The 17,678-nt window shown below is 62.9% G+C and carries 17 protein-coding genes; 14 read left to right on the forward strand and 3 right to left on the reverse strand.

The annotated features are described in order from the left end of the window. Positions 1-15: 15 nt before the first annotated feature. From H8B03_RS05760 to H8B03_RS05795, 8 genes are all read left to right on the forward strand, one after another. A complete protein-coding gene (locus tag H8B03_RS05760; protein ID WP_193140796.1) occupies positions 16-381 on the forward strand; it encodes a hypothetical protein in 366 nt (121 codons plus the stop codon). A gap of 152 nt (positions 382-533) precedes the next feature. Beyond that, on the forward strand, positions 534-995 hold the full coding sequence (locus tag H8B03_RS05765) for a thiol-disulfide oxidoreductase DCC family protein (RefSeq protein WP_193140797.1): 462 nt from the start codon (positions 534-536) through the stop codon (positions 993-995). A 195-nt stretch (positions 996-1,190) separates the two neighbouring features. Next, positions 1,191-2,402: an ABC transporter permease gene (locus H8B03_RS05770; RefSeq protein WP_226925736.1), complete on the forward strand. Its 1,212-nt coding sequence runs from the start codon at positions 1,191-1,193 to the stop codon at positions 2,400-2,402. 9 nt (positions 2,403-2,411) lie between these two features. After that, the gene (locus H8B03_RS05775) at positions 2,412-3,242 is read left to right on the forward strand and encodes an ABC transporter ATP-binding protein (RefSeq protein ID WP_193140798.1); all 831 of its coding nucleotides are present in this window, start codon (positions 2,412-2,414) and stop codon (positions 3,240-3,242) included. Beyond that, positions 3,239-4,687, forward strand: coding sequence for an MlaD family protein (locus H8B03_RS05780; RefSeq protein ID WP_193140799.1), 1,449 nt, complete (start codon positions 3,239-3,241; stop codon positions 4,685-4,687). The genes H8B03_RS05775 and H8B03_RS05780 overlap by 4 nt, the downstream gene beginning before the upstream one ends. A gap of 12 nt (positions 4,688-4,699) precedes the next feature. Then, the gene (locus H8B03_RS05785; protein ID WP_193140800.1) at positions 4,700-5,314 is read left to right on the forward strand and encodes a membrane integrity-associated transporter subunit PqiC; all 615 of its coding nucleotides are present in this window, start codon (positions 4,700-4,702) and stop codon (positions 5,312-5,314) included. A 141-nt stretch (positions 5,315-5,455) separates the two neighbouring features. After that, positions 5,456-6,202 carry a hypothetical protein gene (locus H8B03_RS05790; RefSeq protein WP_193140801.1) on the forward strand — a complete coding sequence of 249 codons (747 nt, stop codon included), beginning with the start codon at positions 5,456-5,458 and terminating at the stop codon, positions 6,200-6,202. Between the two features lie 121 nt (positions 6,203-6,323). Further along, the gene (locus H8B03_RS05795) at positions 6,324-6,791 is read left to right on the forward strand and encodes a hypothetical protein (protein ID WP_193140802.1); all 468 of its coding nucleotides are present in this window, start codon (positions 6,324-6,326) and stop codon (positions 6,789-6,791) included. Positions 6,792-6,930: 139 nt separating this feature from the next. Here H8B03_RS05795 and H8B03_RS05800 read toward each other — a convergent pair whose 3' ends face one another. Then, a complete protein-coding gene (locus H8B03_RS05800) occupies positions 6,931-8,130 on the reverse strand; it encodes an ROK family transcriptional regulator (protein WP_193141204.1) in 1,200 nt (399 codons plus the stop codon). A 193-nt stretch (positions 8,131-8,323) separates the two neighbouring features. Here H8B03_RS05800 and H8B03_RS05805 point away from each other — a divergent pair, with 193 nt between their 5' ends. The 3 genes from H8B03_RS05805 (at position 8,324) to H8B03_RS05815 (ending at position 11,314) form a co-directional block, all read left to right on the forward strand. Continuing rightward, complete coding sequence (locus H8B03_RS05805) at positions 8,324-9,334, forward strand: sugar ABC transporter substrate-binding protein (protein WP_193140803.1); 1,011 nt, start codon at positions 8,324-8,326, stop codon at positions 9,332-9,334. Between the two features lie 115 nt (positions 9,335-9,449). Next, on the forward strand, positions 9,450-10,532 hold the full coding sequence (locus tag H8B03_RS05810; protein ID WP_193140804.1) for an ABC transporter permease: 1,083 nt from the start codon (positions 9,450-9,452) through the stop codon (positions 10,530-10,532). After that, entirely contained in the window at positions 10,508-11,314 is an 807-nt protein-coding gene (locus H8B03_RS05815) for an ATP-binding cassette domain-containing protein (RefSeq protein ID WP_193140805.1), read from the forward strand. Before H8B03_RS05810 ends, H8B03_RS05815 begins: the two co-directional genes overlap by 25 nt. A gap of 97 nt (positions 11,315-11,411) precedes the next feature. Here the strand turns inward: H8B03_RS05815 and H8B03_RS05820 are convergent, their stop codons facing one another. Continuing rightward, on the reverse strand, positions 11,412-12,107 hold the full coding sequence (locus H8B03_RS05820) for an N-formylglutamate amidohydrolase (protein WP_193140806.1): 696 nt from the start codon (positions 12,105-12,107) through the stop codon (positions 11,412-11,414). 386 nt (positions 12,108-12,493) lie between these two features. On the opposite strand from H8B03_RS05820, the gene H8B03_RS05825 reads away from it, so the two are divergent. The 3 genes from H8B03_RS05825 to H8B03_RS05835 are packed head-to-tail and all read left to right on the forward strand — an operon-like array spanning position 12,494 to position 16,814. Continuing rightward, positions 12,494-13,519: an ABC transporter substrate-binding protein gene (locus tag H8B03_RS05825; RefSeq protein WP_193140807.1), complete on the forward strand. Its 1,026-nt coding sequence runs from the start codon at positions 12,494-12,496 to the stop codon at positions 13,517-13,519. A 4-nt stretch (positions 13,520-13,523) separates the two neighbouring features. Continuing rightward, positions 13,524-15,737: an iron ABC transporter permease gene (locus tag H8B03_RS05830; RefSeq protein WP_193140808.1), complete on the forward strand. Its 2,214-nt coding sequence runs from the start codon at positions 13,524-13,526 to the stop codon at positions 15,735-15,737. A 3-nt stretch (positions 15,738-15,740) separates the two neighbouring features. Further along, positions 15,741-16,814: an ABC transporter ATP-binding protein gene (locus H8B03_RS05835; protein ID WP_193140809.1), complete on the forward strand. Its 1,074-nt coding sequence runs from the start codon at positions 15,741-15,743 to the stop codon at positions 16,812-16,814. Here H8B03_RS05835 and H8B03_RS05840 read toward each other — a convergent pair. Continuing rightward, entirely contained in the window at positions 16,798-17,598 is an 801-nt protein-coding gene (locus tag H8B03_RS05840) for an inositol monophosphatase family protein (protein ID WP_193140810.1), read from the reverse strand. The two genes, H8B03_RS05835 and H8B03_RS05840, sit on opposite strands and share 17 nt — an antisense overlap. Between the last annotated feature and the right edge of the window lie 80 nt (positions 17,599-17,678).

Consider the following 17,678-nt stretch of genomic DNA (forward strand, 5'->3'; position numbering starts at 1 on the left):
GCGATCCGCGGCAACATGGTTGATCAGGGCATCGCACCGGGCGGCCGCTGTTCCGATGCCGCCAGCTATTCCCAAGGGTTGGCCGTCCTGATGGTCGCCGCAGTTGTCCTGGCCCTTGCGGCACGGCTCTGGGTGGCACGCGGCCAACCTCAGGCCGGAACCACGTCGACCGATCGCAACCACCCGGCGGCAGTGCCTCTGGCCTACGCCGCCCATCTTTCGGCGCTTGGTGCCGTGCGCAATCTTGCCGCAACGCCGTTCACCATAGCGCTGAACATGTTCCTCGCCGGTGTCCGATCCAATGTTCAACGGCCCGCCGCGACCCCCGCGCTGTCGGTCACCTTTGGGGAATTGCGCGACGTGGTTGAGCCGCGCGGTTAGCTCGGCCTTGCAATCCCCTGGGCGGAGCCCGCCATGATTGCCCAAAGGCTGCCCAATGGAGCCACACAACGCTGCGCCAGATCCCGGACCCACGTCAGACCTTTCCAATCCGGGTCCAAACCGTCAGTCTGTCGGGCGAGGGAGCACCACACATGGCGATTATCGGAACCAAGACCCCCTATTCCTATCGGGACGACCCTTCGGTCCCGGATTTTGACGACACCGGACCTGTTGCGGTCATGGACGGGGAATGCGCCCTGTGTTCATGGGGCGCGCGCACTATTGCACGGCTCGATCGCGCCGGGGAATTCCGGATCTGCCCGACCCAGTCGCCAACCGGCGCGGCGCTGGTCCGGCATTTCGGGCTTGAGCCCGAGGATCCCGAGACGTGGCTGTTCCTTGAAAACGGGCAGGCCTGGTCGGGGATGGAGGCGATCATCCGGATCGGGGCGCGTACGGGCGGTGCCGGACGGCTTGCGTCGATGATGCGTGTTCTGCCGCGCGGCGGTCGGGAATGGCTTTATCGCCGGGTTGCACACAACCGCTATCGCTTCGGGCGCAGCGACATGTGCGCCCTGCCTGACCCTGAACTGGCCCGCCGGCTTTTGACCTGATCTACACCGAAGCCTGGGCGCCGCATCCCGTCCCACACTAGGGACGCGCGCCATGCGATTGAGAACGCGCGATTTGTCCCGTTGGCGTCAATCATATTGACTTCGTGACAGGCTCCTGTCTCCTTCAATGATGATGTCAACACATGCAGCTTTGGCGATTTGCGGCACCGTCGGATGGGCGCACCTGGGCTTTCGATGGAGTCTGCAGTCCGGCTGGCCGAAAACATCCTTGCACAGGCGCCGCGCATGACCGTGGCCAAGGACCATGCGACGGATCGAAAGACCGGCGCGTTTTCGGTCGAGATGGGCACGGCGGGCGTCGGCCTTCTTGCCTTTTCCGGAGACTGGACCCTTCAGGCAAAGGCGCCGGGCGCTGCGGCCATTGCCTCGGCCCTCGCCGCCGGCACCGGGATCCGGCGCATCGGGTTCGACACCGATGCACTGGCACAATGGGACAGCACCTTCATCACCGCGATCCTGGGCGTTGTCGCGCAGGGCAAGGCTGCCGGGATCGACGTTGATCTTGGCGGTCTGCCCGCCGGGGCGCAAAGACTTGTCACCCTGGCCACCGCCGTGCCCGAGCGGCAGGGCGCGCGGCGGACCGCGACGCGGGACGGGTTTCTGGTCGGGCTGGGGAAGTGGTGGCTTGCCAGCTACAAATCCATGCAGGACTCGCTGGCCTTCGTCGGCGAGGCGACCATCGCACTTGCACGTTTTTCCGTCGGACGAGCACGGTTTCGGCGCGTCGATCTGATGATCGCGCTGGAAGCCTGCGGGCCGAAGGCCCTGCCCATCGTGACCCTGATCTCGGTTTTGATCGGTCTGATTCTTGCCTTCGTCGGCGCCATCCAGTTGCGCCAGTTCGGGGCGCAGATCTATGTCGCCGATCTGGTCGCCATCGCCATGGCGCGCGAGATGGCCGCGATCATGACCGGCATCATCATGGCCGGCCGCACCGGGGCAGCCTTTGCCGCGCAACTGGGCACCATGCAGGTCAACGAGGAGATCGACGCCTTCCGCACGCTCGGCTTCTCGCCGATGGAGTTCCTTGTCCTGCCGCGCATGCTGGCGTTGATCGTGATGATGCCGCTGCTGTGCATCTACGCGAATATCCTTGGCATTCTGGGCGGCGGCATCGTGGGGATCTGGATGCTGGGCCTGACGCCCACGGCCTATTACGTCCAGACGATCGCCAGCGTCAGCCTGACAGATTTTGGCATCGGCATTTCCAAAAGCGTGATCTTCGGCATCGTTGTTGCCCTGGCAGGCTGCCTCAAGGGTCTGCAGTCGGGCCGCAGCGCGTCGGCCGTGGGTGACGCGGCCACCTCGGCGGTGGTCCTGTCCATCGTGATGATCATCGTGCTCGACGGATTTTTCGCTGTGGTAACAAGCATCATGGGGATCTAGGAAATCGGCATGACAGGCACCACGCACACATCCAGCCCGCATATCGAGGTCAGCAATCTTGATCTGAGCTACGGTGATTTCGTGATTCAGAAAAATCTGACCTTCACCGTCAACCACGGGGATGTGTTCATCATCATGGGCGGGTCCGGCTGCGGCAAAAGCACCGTGCTGAAATGCCTGATCGGCCTCAAGTCTCCGGCACGCGGCATCGTCCGCTTCGACGGCGCCGATTTCTGGTCCACCGCAGCAAGCACGCGTGAGGCCATGATGCGCCGCTTCGGTGTGCTGTATCAAAGCGGCGCCTTGTGGAGTTCGATGACCCTGGCCGAAAACGTTGGCTTGCCATTGGGCGAATACACCGAACTGGGCGCGGCCGAGATCCGCGATCTTGCGGCCATGAAACTGGCCCTTGTGGGATTGGCCGGGTTCGAGGATTTCTACCCGTCCGAGATCAGCGGCGGCATGCAGAAACGCGCGGGCATCGCGCGGGCCATGGCGCTGGACCCGGATGTCCTGTTCCTGGACGAGCCTTCCGCCGGCCTGGACCCGATCAGTTCGAAGCTTCTGGACGACCTGATCGTGGAATTGCGCGACAGCCTGGGAACCACGATGGTGATCGTCACCCATGAATTGGCAAGCATCTTTTCCATCGGCACCAATTCCGTCTTCCTTGACCCGGTTTCCAAGACGATGATCGCCAAGGGCGATCCGCGCGAGTTGCGCGATCACAGCCCGGACCCCAACGTGCGCGAGTTCCTGAACCGGGGCGCGTCCGCAATGACCAAAGGGCCAGACCCGGCGCGCACGGACAGCAGCCGACCGACGGAGGCCGCCCGATGAGCCAGAAAACCAATCCAAAACTTGTCGGCATCTTCGTCCTGGGCGCCTTTGTCGTTGCGATGGGCGGGCTGATCGCCTTCGGCGGCGCCGGGTTCCTGATCACGAAGCAGACCTACGTGATGTTCTTCCAGGGATCGGTCGCGGGACTGCAGGTCGGGGCACCGGTCAATTTCCGGGGCGTGCCCCTTGGCCAGGTAACGGACATCAGCGTCAGCTACTTTCCAAAGGACAAGAACTCGGAATTCGTCATTCCCGTCTATGTCCAGATCGAGCCCGACCGCATCCGGGGGCGCACCCATGAAAACCGGCGCAGCATCCAGGAACTCATTGAATTCGGTCTGCGGGCCGAGCTTGCCCTGCAATCCTTCGTCACCGGCCAGCTTGGCATCGAGCTTGATTTCAAATCGGGATCAAAGGCCACCCTGACCGGGCTTGATCCCGAGCACGAGGAAATCCCGACCCTGCCGTCGGACACCGAAAAACTGAAGGCCAGCATCACCCGTGTCGCGGATATCCTGCAGAAGGTGCCGCTGGAGGAAGTCGCGGAAGATATCCAGAAGGCAGTGAAATCGGCGTCCAGCAGCATCGTTCGGGTCAGCACCGCGATCAACGAAGTCTCGGACAAGATCGGCCCGTTCATCGACGAGATGCACGCGACCATCGTTGATATTCGTGCGACCGCGGCAGAAGCCAAGGCGCGCCTGTCCATGCAGCCCGGCGAAGTGCTCTATACCGCCGAGCAGACCATGACCCACCTGCAGACGCTTATAGATGGGTTGGACGCGCAGATCGCCCCGATGTCGCAAGAGTTGGAAAGCACCCTCGCCGCGCTGGAGAAAACGGCAAGGGATGCCAGCACCCTTATCGCAAGCGTGGAGGGCGAGATCACGCCGATCTCGGACGGGCTGCAACAGGCCCTGGCAACGGCGAACGGCACGCTGGAGGACACCCGCTCTGTCGTGAAATCGCTGGACGCGAAGGCCGATCCTCTGATTGCCGACGCCCGGACCGCCCTGACGACCGCCAACAAGGTTCTGGACGAGGTGCGGGCGCCGATCAATTCGGTCGGCCGTCTGGCGGCAGAGCTTGAAACCGAGGTCGGACCGATCACCGGCGAGGCCATCTCGACGATGGAGGTGGCCCGGTCTGCGCTGCAGGACGGCGTGACGGCCATAGACGATCTGCGCAAGCTGATCGCCGACGTGGATGGCGGGGTACAGCCCATCATCGCCAAGGTCGATGGCATCCTGAACAATGCCGATCTTGCGATGCGCGATGCCCGCAGCGCCCTGTCCGGGGTGCGGTCGCTGGTCGGAGCTGACTCGCCCACGGTGTCGCAACTGGATGTCGCCTTGCGGGAAATTCGCCGTGCCGCCGTATCCTTGCGCGAATTTGCCAATTACCTTGAACGCAATCCAAGCGCGCTTCTGACAGGCCGCCGGTAACCGGAGAGAGTGATGATGCAGCGAATTTTCAAGGTGGTCTCAGCCTTGGCCCTGTGCCTTGCGGTGGCGGCCTGCGACAGCAAGCCGTCGAACTTCTATGTCCTGTCGGCCCCCGGCATCACCACAGGAGCAACCGCGCAAACCACGCGGCGGCGCGGCCTGTCCATCGGCGTCGGACCTGTCACCCTGCCGGAATACCTCGACCGCCCCGAGATCGTCATCCGCGAGAATGCAACCGCGCTGAACGTGGCTGACCTGAACCGCTGGGGCGGCGGTCTGACCGAGAATTTCCAGAGCGTGTTGGGAGAGGTTCTGTCCGAAAGGCTGAACACGGATCGCGTCCTGCTTCATCCGTGGTCGGTGTCCGGCAACGTGACCTACCAGATTCTGGTGCAGGTCAACGCATTCGAGGCGCAGCCGGACAATCAGGTGCTTCTCGATGCCCGCTGGGCGGTGGTCAGCGGCGGCACGCAGGATGTCATCAGGATGGGACGCACCGTCCTGCGCGAACCGATCAGCGGAGCCGAGGGCGGCGCGGGCGGCCCCGACTATGCGCAGATCACCGCCGCGATGAGCCGAAGCGTTGCCCGCCTTGGCCAGGAAATCGCCGCCTCGGGGATCCGGTGACGGCGGAACCGACAGCTCACCCCGCGGCGCCTGAAAGGGATCGCCGCCACCTGGGCTGCACAGCGCCCGACGGTCCTGCGGACAGGTTGCCCTGGGGCCCAAAAGGCGGTCTTCCTGCAGCCGCAGAACCGGTCGCTTGAAATGAAGATCATTTTCAGCAGGAAGGGGTTCGACAGCGGGGCCGGCGGCGTCCCATCGCCGATCATCGCTGGACGGCCCATCAGCCTGCCCATTCCCACCAAACATCGATCCGAAACGACCTATGCAGATCTCGGGCTCTCGGACATTGTTGAGGCCGCGACCAATGGGCGGATCACGGGCGGCAACCTTTGTCATCCCGACCCCATGTTTCAGGTTGGCCGTTGTGCCTTTGGCCAGACCGGCACCGCACAAGCCCATCTGGCCAATAACGCCGTCGGTGCCGGCGATGTTTTCCTGTTCTTCGGTCTGTTCTCACAGCAAGGCAGCCGGGACCGGCATCACAGGCTGTTCGGGTACCTGAGGGTCGACGAGGTGGTCGTACTGGGCGCAAACCCGACCGCGGCAAACCAACCGCCCGGGTTTGCGCGGCAACATCCCCACACCATCGGAGACTGGAAGCCGAACAACACCCTGTATCTCGGGACAGGGCAGGTCACCGATACGGCCAGCGAGGCGCTTCGCCTGACATGGCCGGGATGTGCCGTCAGCCGTTGGCGTGTTCCCGAATGGCTACGCGAGGTTGGCCTGACCTACCACGGGCGGACGGAACGCTGGGACGGGAACGACACACTCAACGTCGCGGCCCGTGGTCAGGAGTTCATTGCGGATATCGGGGAGCGCACGGACGCCCGGCAGTGGTGCGACGGCATCCTCTCGACCCTTGGGAGATCTTCAGGTGAGGGATAGTCCTCGCGTCGTTATCATCCTGCTCAGGCAGCCGCGTCTAGATGATCCCAACGAAATGAGGACGGATCCCTTGTGGGAATTCGGCAGCTTCGGGTGCACCGGTTGCCACCGAAGGAACCTGATGAACCCCAAAAGGCTGAACGAACACAACGGCTCACAGTTTGCCTTTGCCCAGAATGGCCGACTGGGGGTCAAGCTTGTCCATGTCACCCCGCCCATGCGAATGCTGCACCACGGTCTGTTCGGCGAGGCCACCTGGCGACCGGCCGAAATGCCGCTGTGCTACGACAGCGCGCCGACGCTGGTGACAAATTTCGCCGGCTCCGATGTCCCCTCCCTCATCCACATGATCCGAGATGTTCGGCGCGCAAGTCTCGTTGCGCAGTTTTCCAGCAAGTTCCGGTCGCGGCGGCGGCCTTTGCCAGACCGCGTCGGGCAAGAGGTTCTGGAGGTCTACCATCGATTCCGCGCGAACGGGGCCGCAGTGGCGCAGGCCTATGAAGATGCCCTTCCCTTTCCGCCACCTTGCAGTGATCGAGACAGGGAAGCGACCTACCAGCGCCTTCTGGACCGGTCCATCGGACCATAGACGACGCGCGATGTTCAGACATATGTCTTTTTTCGGTCGAGGGGGTTGCATGGCCGGGGGCATGTGAAAAGCGCAGACGCCCGCAATATCGAACGGACGGGTGTATCGACGGGTCGATCCCTTCCCCCGAAAAGACGCCTCAGATCGCCGACAGCCCGGCATTTGTGTTCAGCAGGAACTGCGAGAACATCGGGCTGCTGGCGGCCCCGATACCGCGGGCATTATGGCCGATGTTTCCGGCGTCGATTCGGGGTTCGATCAATCCCCGCTTGTCCTGATTGACCAGATACCGCCGGGTTCTCTCGACCAGTTCGTCCCGCACGTCTGTCGGGAAGGCCCCGTCGATCACCACCGCTTCGAAATCGATGACCGAACAGATCGACAGCGAGGCCTTGGCCAGTTCCTGCGCGGTCTGGCCGATCCACGGCTCCACATAGCGGGTCAGGCCGCTCCAGTCCTGAGGTTGTCGCCACAAGACCGCCGGATCGATCCCGGCCTCGACAAGGCGCGCTTCCAGCAGATGGATCGAGGCGACGTCGATCAGTTGCTGGGCTTCTCCCAGCGGTCCGGTGCTGCGCATGGATCCAAGCGCGCCGGCATTGCCACGGGTTCCCTCGAACACCGTTCCGTTCAGAACCACGCCGCCGCCAACGAACGACCCAATGAAGAAATAGGCATAGTCCCGGTACGCGTGCGTGCGTCCGTAAAGATGTTCCGCCTGGCACGCGGCGGTGCCGTCATTGACGATGAACACCGGCAGATCGCTGAAGGCCGCGACCTCAGCCTTGAAGTCAATGTCCTTCCATGAGCGGAACTTCTCGGCGGCGAGACCCGCAAGGTCATGCCATTTCCATAGCTCGAACGGCGTGCCGATACCGACCCCGCACACCCGATGCCGCAGATTTGCCGGCAGGCGCCCGACAAGGGTTGCCAGCCCGTCTTTCAGAAAGCCGAACACGGCGTCGGGCATGGGATACTGGTAGGTCGTGTGCATCTGTCCGCGCACCGTGCCCGACAGATCCAGAAGCACCAGATCGGCGCTGCGGCGGCCGATCTTCAACCCGATGGAAAACACGCCATCGGGATCCAGTTCCATGGGGATAGAGGGCTTGCCGACCTTGCCGCGCACCGGTTTGCCACGCCGGACCAGACCGTCTGCTTCAAGGTTGCGCAGGATGGTGGACACCGTGGGTTTGGACAGCCCGGTGCGACGCGCCAGTTCGGCAGCGGGAACGGCGCGTTCGAACTGCAAAATGGAAAGGATCAGGCGCTCGTTATAGTCGCGGATGCCGCTTTGATTTACGCCTGCCCGCTTTGCGCTGATGCTGTCTCCGTCCATGGCGCGGACCATATGTGCCTCCCCCTTAAAAGGAAAGATACACACGCACCCTTAGTAAGTAAAGTTTACAAACTAATTGACGAAACCAGTAGAATCAGGTCTTTTAGGGTCGGACCTGCCAGGTTTCACCGCGGTGAGCGCGGAAACGGAAACCCCGGTCCAGAACGAAATTCGCTTCGTGTGGGAGGAAAACATGAAAGCTCTATTGACCACCTCGGCCCTGGGCCTGAGCCTGTGCGCAGGTGCCGCCTTTGCCGATACCAACGCCTGCCTGATCACCAAGACCGACACCAATCCCTTCTTCGTCAAGATGAAGGAAGGCGCCACGGCGGCTGCCGAACAACATGGCATCACCCTGTCGACCTTTGCCGGAAAATACGACGGCGATGTCGAAACCCAGGTGGCCTCGGTCGAGACCTGCATCGCGTCCGGCGCCAAGGGTATCCTGATCACCCCGACCGACAGCCGCGCGCTGGTGCCGGTTATCACCCAAGCCCGCGACGCCGGGATCCTCGTCATCGCGCTGGACACGCAGTTCGAACCGGCCGACGCGGCTGACGCGACCTTTGCCACCGACAACTTCAAGGCCGGGGTTCTGATCGGCCAATGGGCGCGTGCCACGATGGGGGACGACGCGGCCAACGCCAAGATCGCGCTGCTGGATCTGAACGCCTCGGAAGTCTCGGTCGACTACCAGCGCAACAACGGCTTTCTTCAGGGCTTCGGCATCGACATCAAGGATCCCACCGACATCGGTGACGAAGACGATCCGCGCATCGTCGGCAATGACGTGACCGACGGATCGCCCGATGGCGGACGGACCGCGATGGAGAACCTGCTGCAGATCGATCCGGACATCAATCTGGTCTACACCATCAACGAACCCGCCGCCGCCGGTGCCTATGAGGCGCTGAAATCCTTCGGCAAGGAAGAGGGCGTTCTGATCGTTTCGGTCGATGGTGGCTGCCCCGGCGTGAAGGACATTGCCGGCGGTGTGATCGGCGCAACCGCGATGCAGTTCCCGCTGCTGATGGCCTCCAAGGGCGTCGAGGCGATCGCGACCTTTGCCGAAACCGGCGAGAAGCCGCAGAACACCGAAGGACTGGATTTCTACAACACCGGTGTCGAGTTGGTGACCGACAAGCCCGTCGAGGGCCTTCCGTCGATCACCTCGGAAGAAGGTCTGAAGAAGTGCTGGGGCTGATCCCCGGCTGACCATTTTGGCAGGGCGCCTTGGCGCCCTGCCCGTTCTCGTCGTCCCCCCTATTTTTTGACGGAATCTGACGCCGCAGCTATGCTTGACGGCAAGGGAGAGAGTCATGTCTGAACCCACAAATCCTGCCCGCTCAGGCCAGGAATTTGAACAGGACCTGAACCGCAGCGACGCCAGGGTCGCCGAGTTCGAGGTCCAGAATCATACCCTGCTGGACCGTATCCAGCACCTGCTTCACAACAATCCCACGCTGGTTCCGGTGATCGTGCTGGTCCTCAGCCTTGTGGCCTTCGGGTTGATCGCGGGCGGAAAATTCTTCTCGGCCTTCAACCTCAGCCTGATCCTGCAGCAGGTGTCGATCATCGGCATCCTTGCCGCCGCCCAGTCGCTGATCATCATCACCGCCGGCATCGACCTGTCGGTCGCGGCCATCATGGTGTTGATGTCGGTCGTCATGGGCAATCTGGCGGTCTTCGCCGGTGTGCCCTCCGGCTTCGCCATTCTGGTCGGTCTGGCCGGCGGGGTCGGCGCGGGCCTGATGAACGGCTGGCTGATCACCCGCGTCAAGCTTCCGCCCTTCATCACCACGCTCGGCACCTGGTCGATCTTCTATGCGCTTCTGCTGTGGCTCTCGGGCGCGCAGTCGATCCGCGGGCAGGACATCGATACCGAGGCGCCGTTCCTGAAGTTCTTCGGGGCGTCCTTCGACGTCGGCGGCGCACGCATTACGCTCAGCTCGATCCTGATGATCGTGGTCTTCGTCGTGCTGTGGTACATGCTGAACAAGACCGCCTGGGGTCGCCATGTCTATGCCATCGGCGACGACAAGGAGGCCGCCGATCTGTCGGGCATCCGCACCGACCGCACGCTGCTGTCGGTCTATGGGCTGTCGGGCTTCATCTGTGCGCTGGCGGGCTGGGCCTCGATCGGGCGGGTCGGGTCGATCTCGCCGCAATCCTTCTACGAAGGCAACCTGGATTCGATCACCGCCGTCGTGATCGGAGGCATCTCGCTGTTTGGCGGGCGCGGCTCGATCATGGGCGCGCTCTTTGGCGCGCTGATCGTCGGGGTGTTCCGCTCCGGCCTTCGCCTCTCGGGTGTTGATGTGCTGTGGCAGGTCTTCGCCATCGGCTGGCTTATCATCATCGCGGTCGCAATCGACCAATGGATCAGAAGGGTTTCGGCATGACGCAGACAGCAACCCCTGTCGTACAGGCCCGCGGGATCGTGAAGCGCTATGGCCACGTGACCGCAATCGACCACTCGGATTTCGAACTGCGCGCCGGCGAGGTTCTGGCGGTGATCGGCGACAACGGCGCCGGCAAGTCGTCGATCGTCAAGGCGATCTGCGGCGCCACCGTCCCCGATCAGGGCGAGATCCTGATCGAGGGAAAACCGGTCCGGTTCACCTCGCCGATCGAGGCGCGGGACATGGGGATCGAGATCGTCTACCAGAACCTCGCCCTGTCCCCGGCCCTGTCGATTGCCGACAACATGTTCACGGGGCGCGAAATCCGCAAGGAGGGCTGGATGGGCAAGTATCTACGGATGCTGGACAAACCCGCCATGGAGAAGTTCGCGCGTGACAAGCTGACCGAACTGGGGCTGATGACCGTGCAGTCGATCAAGCAGCCGGTCGAAACCCTGTCGGGCGGCCAGCGTCAGGGCGTCGCCGTCGCCCGCGCCGCGGCCTTCGCCACCAAGTTCATCATCATGGACGAACCGACGGCGGCCCTGGGCGTCAAGGAAAGCCGCAAGGTGCTGGAACTGATCCAGGATGTCCGGGCCCGCGGGATCCCGATCATCCTGATCAGCCACAACATGCCGCATGTGTTCGAGGTCGCCGACCGCATCCACATCCACCGGTTGGGCAAGCGGCTTTGTACCATCGACCCCAAGGACTACACCATGTCCGACGCGGTCGCCTTCATGACTGGCGCCAAGGAGCCTCCGGCCCAGGACGCCGCCTGACGGAAGCACGGGCTGTCAATAGCGCCGCCGGACAGGAGTCCGGCGGCGCTTTGAGACCATCTCGCAAGATCGCCACCGTGGCCCAGCATTCGGCAATCTACCGGACCAGAGGCATGTTTCTGAGAACGTGGATGAGACGCTGCCACTTTGGATCCGCGCCCGGTCGCCCCACAACATCGCGCCGGATCTCGATCATCACCGCCGCCTTGGCCGTTGCATCGATCACGCCGCCATAGGGCGTATTCAGACCGACATCATAGCCTGCATCCGCGAAATGCCGTGTCAGGGACCGGACCCAGCCAGCGGGCGTCAGATCCGCTGTGAACCCGATATCTATCTCGGGCCTTGGCCCGTCTGAGTGGCGCTCTATGAGCCAAGGCTCCAGGGGATAGGTGTGCAGGTCAATCAGCGTCGCACCCGCGGCGGCCTCCGACAGACGCGCCCAATGGGGGGCGTAGTAGCGCGCCAACAACTCGGCCCTTCGGGGGGCGGACAGATCCTTGCGAATGCGGTTCTGGCGGTGATCGTGCGTATACAGGGCGCCGCGACCGACCGTGGCCATCTCTTCGCGGCTATCGTCATCGTAGCGTTCCACGTCGACAACGATCCGCGAGACCGGCGCCTCAATGATCTTTGCGTCCGGCCAGGCGTCGTGCGCCATCTGGTCTGTGAACAGGTCCGCCGACGCCAGGGCCTCACGCTCAACCGCGCTTCTTTCAACGAGGAAATCTGACCACGCCTCTTCGGGAATATGCAGGGATGCATGCGGAACGTGGACGGTCAGTTTGGGCAAATCTGTACCTCCGGTTGGTCGCGCTGCGCAAACGGGCATAAAATGCTCGACCCGGTGGGAGAGCAACTGGCGCGGGGGTCGCGCCAGCGCACGCAGGGACGACCGTGCTGGCAACAGGCACAGTTGGCAAGGGCGGTTCGAACACGGTGGTCAGCACACCAGGGGCACACCGGAACGATAGTGCCACGCAGCCGTTTCACCAGCGCAGCCGACATCCCGACGCCCCATGATCCATCTGGCCCGCAGCCCGCTTGGTAGCACCTTGCAAGCGGGTGCAGCCATTTCCAAGCCCCTGCCCCAAGGCCATTGCCAGCGCGATGGTGCGTGCCTACAGTTTCATCACAATACGGGTGTAAAACCTGAAAAATGCTCTTGGGAGGAATGACATGACCAGAACCAACCTGATGCTCTGTGCATCACTGGCGGCCTTTGGATTTGCGGCAAGTGCTGCCAATGCGGACAAGCTGACACTCTACTGCAGTGCCGAGGAAGAGTGGTGCCAGGCGATGGCCCGTGGCTTTGAAGATGCCACCGGAATCGACGTCAACATGACCCGCAAGTCGTCTGGCGAAACCTTCGCGCAGCTGCGTGCCGAGGCCAGCAATCCCAAGGGGGACATCTGGTGGGGCGGCACCGGGGATCCGCATCTTCAGGCGGCGGAAGCAGGACTTTCGCAGGAGTACATCTCGCCGATGCGGGACCAGCTTCACCCCTGGGCGATCGCCCAGGCCGAAAGCGCTGGCAACCGGACGATCGGCATCTATTCCGGGGCCCTGGGCTATGGCTACAACAACGATCTTCTGGCGGCCAACAACCTGCCGGAACCCGCGTGCTGGAAAGATTTGCTGAAGCCTGAATACAAGGGCCATGTGCAGATGGCGAACCCGAACTCCTCGGGCACCGCCTATACGACGCTCGCCTCGATGGTGCAGCTGTTCGGCGAGGACGAGGGCTTCGAGTTCATGAAGGGCCTGCACGCCAACATCAACCAGTACACCAAGTCGGGATCGGCGCCGATCAAGGCCGCTGGCCGTGGCGAGACCACCATCGGCATCGTCTTCATGCATGACGCCGTGGCACAGGCGGTCGCCGGGTTCCCCGTCACCGTGGTGGCGCCTTGCGAGGGCACCGGTTATGAAATCGGGTCGATGTCGATCATCGAAGGCGCGCGCAACCTGGAGGAAGCCCAGAAATTCTATGACTGGGCGCTGACCGCCGAGGCGCAGAACCTCTCCCTTGAGGTCAACTCGTTTCAGGTCATGTCGAACGTGAATGCTCAGGCGTCAGACAAGGCCCCGGACATGTCGAAAATCAATCTGATCGACTATGACTTCGTGAAGTACGGCTCGTCCGACGAACGCAAGCGTCTGCTGCAGAAATGGGACGAGGAGGTCTCGGTCCTACCGCAGTAAACCGGTGCGAGACGCCGCTTCTACCAAGACCACCCATCCTGTCCTGACCTTCTGGGTCCTGGCAGGCTGGGTGGGATTTTGCCTTCTGCCCTGGTACGGGGTCGAAGACGGATTCTTCGGGTTTTCCTGGCTGCTGGAAGGCTACCCGCTGGACGAGGATTTCGCGCCGGCGGCGTTCCTTCTGGCGCAGGGCGAGAAGCTCTGGCTGGCCCCGCTGGCCCTGCCCCTGCTTGCCCCGCTTGCGGTCCTGCGGCTGCGCAAATCGGAACCGGCCTATGCCACCGTGCTGATGCTGTCCGGCGCCGTGGGATTTTCCTATCTGGTGGCGCAAGGGTTCGGCATCGGCATTCGCGGGTTTACCTTCGACTGGCTGACGGCGCTGTTTGGCGACTTCGATGACCGGCAATACGGCATGGGCTACGGCGCATTGCTGGTGGCTTCGGCCTTTCTGTTCCTGCTCACCCAGGGCATTGCGGCGCGCGGCGCGATCAACGGCGATGTCTTCGTGGTCAGCGCCATCGGCGGCGTGATCGTGGTGGTCGCCACCTTTGTCTTCTTCCCCATCGCCAAGATGCTGCTGGCCGCCTTCGTGACCGAAGAGGGCAGCTATTCGATGGCTGTCTTTGCGTCGAAATTCTTCAGCAACCGTCTGTGGGGGCTTGGCTGTTTCCAGGGCGCGCGCTGCGGTGTGGCGTGGAATTCACTGATCCTTGCGATCCTGGTCGGCGTGATCACGACGGCGCTGGGGCTGGTCTTTGCGCTGGTGGTGACCCGTTCGGGGTTCCGCTACAAGCGCGCGTTGCGGGCGTTGACGGTGCTGCCGATCATCACCCCGCCCTTCGTCATCGGTCTGGCGCTGATCCTGTTGTTCGGGCTGTCGGGATCGGTCACCGTGTTCGTGGCCGATGTCTTCGGCATCCAGCCAAGCCGTTGGCTGTATGGCCTGCCCGGCGTTCTGATCGCGCAGGTGCTGGCCTTCACGCCAATAGCCTTCCTGGTGCTGATCGGCGTGGTCGAAGGCGTCTCGCCGTCGATGGAGGAAGCCGCCCAGACCCTGCGGGCGAACAAGTGGCAGGTGTTCGTGACCGTATCGCTGCCGCTGATGCGGCCGGGGTTGGCCAATGCCTTCCTTCTGGGGTTCATCGAAAGCATGGCGGATTTCGGAAATCCGCTGGTGCTGGGCGGCAATTTCAACGTGCTGTCGACCGAGATCTTCTTTGCCATCGTCGGCGCGCAATACGACCAGGGTCGCGCGGCGGTCCTGGCCATGGTGCTGCTGGCCTTCACCTTGTCGGCCTTTTATGCACAGCGGGCCTGGCTTGGGAAGAAGTCCTACACTACCGTCACTGGCAAGGGCGACGCCGGGGTGCATCCGTTGATGCCAAAACGGCTGTCGATCCCGGTGCTGAGCATTGCGGCCCTTTGGGGCGGGTTCACCGTGGTGATCTACGTGATGATCTTCTACGGCAGTCTGGTGGAGCTTTGGGGCGTGAATGACACACTGACGTTCAAGCACTATGTGACCGCCTTCGCGGTCCGGCTGGAAGAAGGCGGCATCCGCTGGATCGGCTCTGCCTGGGACAGTTTCTGGACCACGATCTATATTGCCGCCGCTGCCGCACCACTGACCGCCATCGTCGGGCTGGTGACCGCCTACCTTCTGACCCGCCAGACCTTCGCGGGCAAGAACGCCTTCGAATTCGGCACCATGTTGAGCTTCGCAATCCCCGGCACGGTCATCGGCGTCAGCTATATCCTGGCGTTCAACGTGCCGCCGATCGAGATCACAGGCACCGGGATCATCCTCGTGGTCAGTTTCATCTTCCGCAACATGCCCGTGGGCGTGCGCGCCGGCATCGCGTCGATGTCCCAGCTCGACAAGTCGCTGGATGAATCTTCGCTGACGCTGGGGGCCAACAGTTGGCAGACCTTCCGACGGGTGATCCTGCCGCTGCTCAAGCCTGCCATTCTGGCGGCGCTGGTCTACAGCTTCGTGCGGGCCATGACCGCGATCTCGGCCGTTATTTTCCTGGTCTCGGCGGAATACGACATGGCGACGAGCTATATCATCGGGCGGGTCGAAAACAACGACTACGGGCTTGCGATTGCCTATTCGACAACGCTGATTTTCGTGATGTTGGCCGCCATCGGCCTGCTGCAACTGCTGGTCGGTCGCACGCAGATCGGGCGGCGCACCCAGTTCACCTCGGGGAGTTAGACCATGGTAGAGACGTTGATCCGCAGCAAGGCGGCGCCGGTCTCCTTCGTCGGGGTCTCGAAGGTCTTCGGGCGCGACGTGGTGGCGGTCGACAACATCGATTTAGAGGTCGAGGCGGGCAAACTGGTGACCCTGCTCGGCCCGTCGGGCTGTGGCAAGACCACCACCCTGCGGATGATCGCGGGGCTTGAAATGGCCACCTCGGGCCAGATCCTGATCGGCGACAAGGACGTGACGAAACTGCCCGCGACGGATCGCGATGTCTCGATGGTGTTCCAGTCCTATGCCTTGTTCCCGCATATGACGGTGCTTGAGAACGTCTCCTACGGACTGACCTTTTCCGGCTTTGCCAAGGCCGAAACCCGGCAACGGGCGCTGGCCGGGCTGGACCTGGTCGGCCTGAAGGGGTTCGACGACCGGCTGCCCAGCGAGTTGTCGGGCGGTCAGCAACAGCGGGTGGCCGTGGCCCGCGCGCTGGTTCTGGAACCGCAGGTCCTGCTGTTCGACGAGCCGCTGTCGAACCTCGATGCCAAGCTGCGTCGCCAGGTGCGCGAGGACATCCGCGCGATCCAGCAGGATCTGGGTCTGACCGTTGTCTATGTCACCCATGATCAGGAAGAGGCGCTGGCGGTGTCCGACGAGATCGTGGTGATGCGCAACGCCTCCATCGCGCAGATCGGCACACCGCGCCAGTTGTACGACGCGCCGGTCGACAGCTTCGTTGCGGATTTCATCGGCGAGGCGAACCTGCTGCCGTGCGAGATCACCGCCCTTCACGGAGAGCGCGCCGAGATCGCGGTGGATGGCTACCGGTTCTCCCTGCCCTCGCGCGGGATGCCCGTCGGTCCAGCGACCCTTGCGGTGCGGCCGTCGCGCCTGGTGATTGGTCGGGACGAAGGCTTTGACGCCCGGATCATCAAGTCGACCTATGTGGGCATCCGCATGGAGTACACCCTTGAAGCCAGCTTCGGCACAATGTTCGCGGTACAGGAAAACGTCGATGCCCCGCTTGAGGTCGGATCGGACGTCAAGGTGAGCTTCCAGCCCACCGGGCCGGTCCTTATTCCGAAGGGCTAGGCACCAACGCGGCTTCGTACAGGCGCACAAGGTCGTCGAACACGCGCGGTGCACCGACAATGACGCGCCCGCCATTTGCAATCATCTGGTCGGCGTCCTGAGCCTCGACCTTGCCGCCAGCTTCGGCGACCAGCAATTGACCGGCAAGACAGTCCCAGGCGTTCATATGCGCTTCGGAATATCCCAGCAACCGACCGGCGGCGACATAGGCCAGCGACAGCGCCCCCGAGGCATTGCGGTGGAACAGGCCCCCGGCATTCAGGATCGCGGCCACAAGCCGGGCTGTTGCCTCTGAAGCGATGCGGTTGGAATGGCCGACAGCAACGCTGCCGTCGCGCAGGGTCAGGTCGCGCGGAACCGAGATCGGATGCCCGTTCAAACGCGCGCCCTCGCCGCGCACGGCCACGAATGTTTCGTCGTGACAGGGATCGTGGATGACCCCAATACAGGTCTGGCCGTTCTCGACCCCGGCGATCACCACCACCCAGGCTGGAATGGCGTTGACGAAATTCGTGGTGCCGTCGATGGGATCGATCACCCAGGTGAAGCCCGAGGACCCTTCGGTCGGCGCATGTTCCTCGCCCACGATGGCGTCCTCGGGAAAATGCTCGGCCAGACGGCGACGCACCAGAACCTCGACCTCGCGGTCGGCCGCGCTCACGAAATCCTGGTGGCCTTTCTTCTCGATCTTCAGGGTGTCGATCTGCCGGAAGTAGTCCCGGGCCAATTGCCCGGCTTCGACCGCGATCTGGCGGGTGATTTCCGTGCGTTCGGTTAGGTTCATGATTTTCTCCGGTGCCGTTGCCCAAGGGATGCCAGCCACCCTGCCAGATTCTGTGTGGTTTCACACCGATATGGAACATC

The organism is Meridianimarinicoccus sp. MJW13, from assembly GCF_014901205.1.
Taxonomy (GTDB): domain Bacteria; phylum Pseudomonadota; class Alphaproteobacteria; order Rhodobacterales; family Rhodobacteraceae; genus Meridianimarinicoccus.

Bases quoted from the DNA above. Each gene is read 5' to 3' on its own strand.
- H8B03_RS05760 (WP_193140796.1), top strand. From the start codon at position 16: ATGGTTGATCAGGGCATCGCACCGGGCGGCCGCTGTTCCGATGCCGCC.
- H8B03_RS05765 (WP_193140797.1), top strand. From the start codon at position 534: ATGGCGATTATCGGAACCAAGACCCCCTATTCCTATCGGGACGACCCT.
- H8B03_RS05770 (WP_226925736.1), top strand. From the start codon at position 1,191: ATGGAGTCTGCAGTCCGGCTGGCCGAAAACATCCTTGCACAGGCGCCG.
- H8B03_RS05775 (WP_193140798.1), top strand. From the start codon at position 2,412: ATGACAGGCACCACGCACACATCCAGCCCGCATATCGAGGTCAGCAAT.
- H8B03_RS05780 (WP_193140799.1), top strand. From the start codon at position 3,239: ATGAGCCAGAAAACCAATCCAAAACTTGTCGGCATCTTCGTCCTGGGC.
- H8B03_RS05785 (WP_193140800.1), top strand. From the start codon at position 4,700: ATGATGCAGCGAATTTTCAAGGTGGTCTCAGCCTTGGCCCTGTGCCTT.
- H8B03_RS05790 (WP_193140801.1), top strand. From the start codon at position 5,456: ATGAAGATCATTTTCAGCAGGAAGGGGTTCGACAGCGGGGCCGGCGGC.
- H8B03_RS05795 (WP_193140802.1), top strand. From the start codon at position 6,324: ATGAACCCCAAAAGGCTGAACGAACACAACGGCTCACAGTTTGCCTTT.
- H8B03_RS05800 (WP_193141204.1), bottom strand. From the start codon at position 8,130: ATGGACGGAGACAGCATCAGCGCAAAGCGGGCAGGCGTAAATCAAAGC.
- H8B03_RS05805 (WP_193140803.1), top strand. From the start codon at position 8,324: ATGAAAGCTCTATTGACCACCTCGGCCCTGGGCCTGAGCCTGTGCGCA.
- H8B03_RS05810 (WP_193140804.1), top strand. From the start codon at position 9,450: ATGTCTGAACCCACAAATCCTGCCCGCTCAGGCCAGGAATTTGAACAG.
- H8B03_RS05815 (WP_193140805.1), top strand. From the start codon at position 10,508: ATGGATCAGAAGGGTTTCGGCATGACGCAGACAGCAACCCCTGTCGTA.
- H8B03_RS05825 (WP_193140807.1), top strand. From the start codon at position 12,494: ATGACCAGAACCAACCTGATGCTCTGTGCATCACTGGCGGCCTTTGGA.
- H8B03_RS05835 (WP_193140809.1), top strand. From the start codon at position 15,741: ATGGTAGAGACGTTGATCCGCAGCAAGGCGGCGCCGGTCTCCTTCGTC.
- H8B03_RS05840 (WP_193140810.1), bottom strand. From the start codon at position 17,598: ATGAACCTAACCGAACGCACGGAAATCACCCGCCAGATCGCGGTCGAA.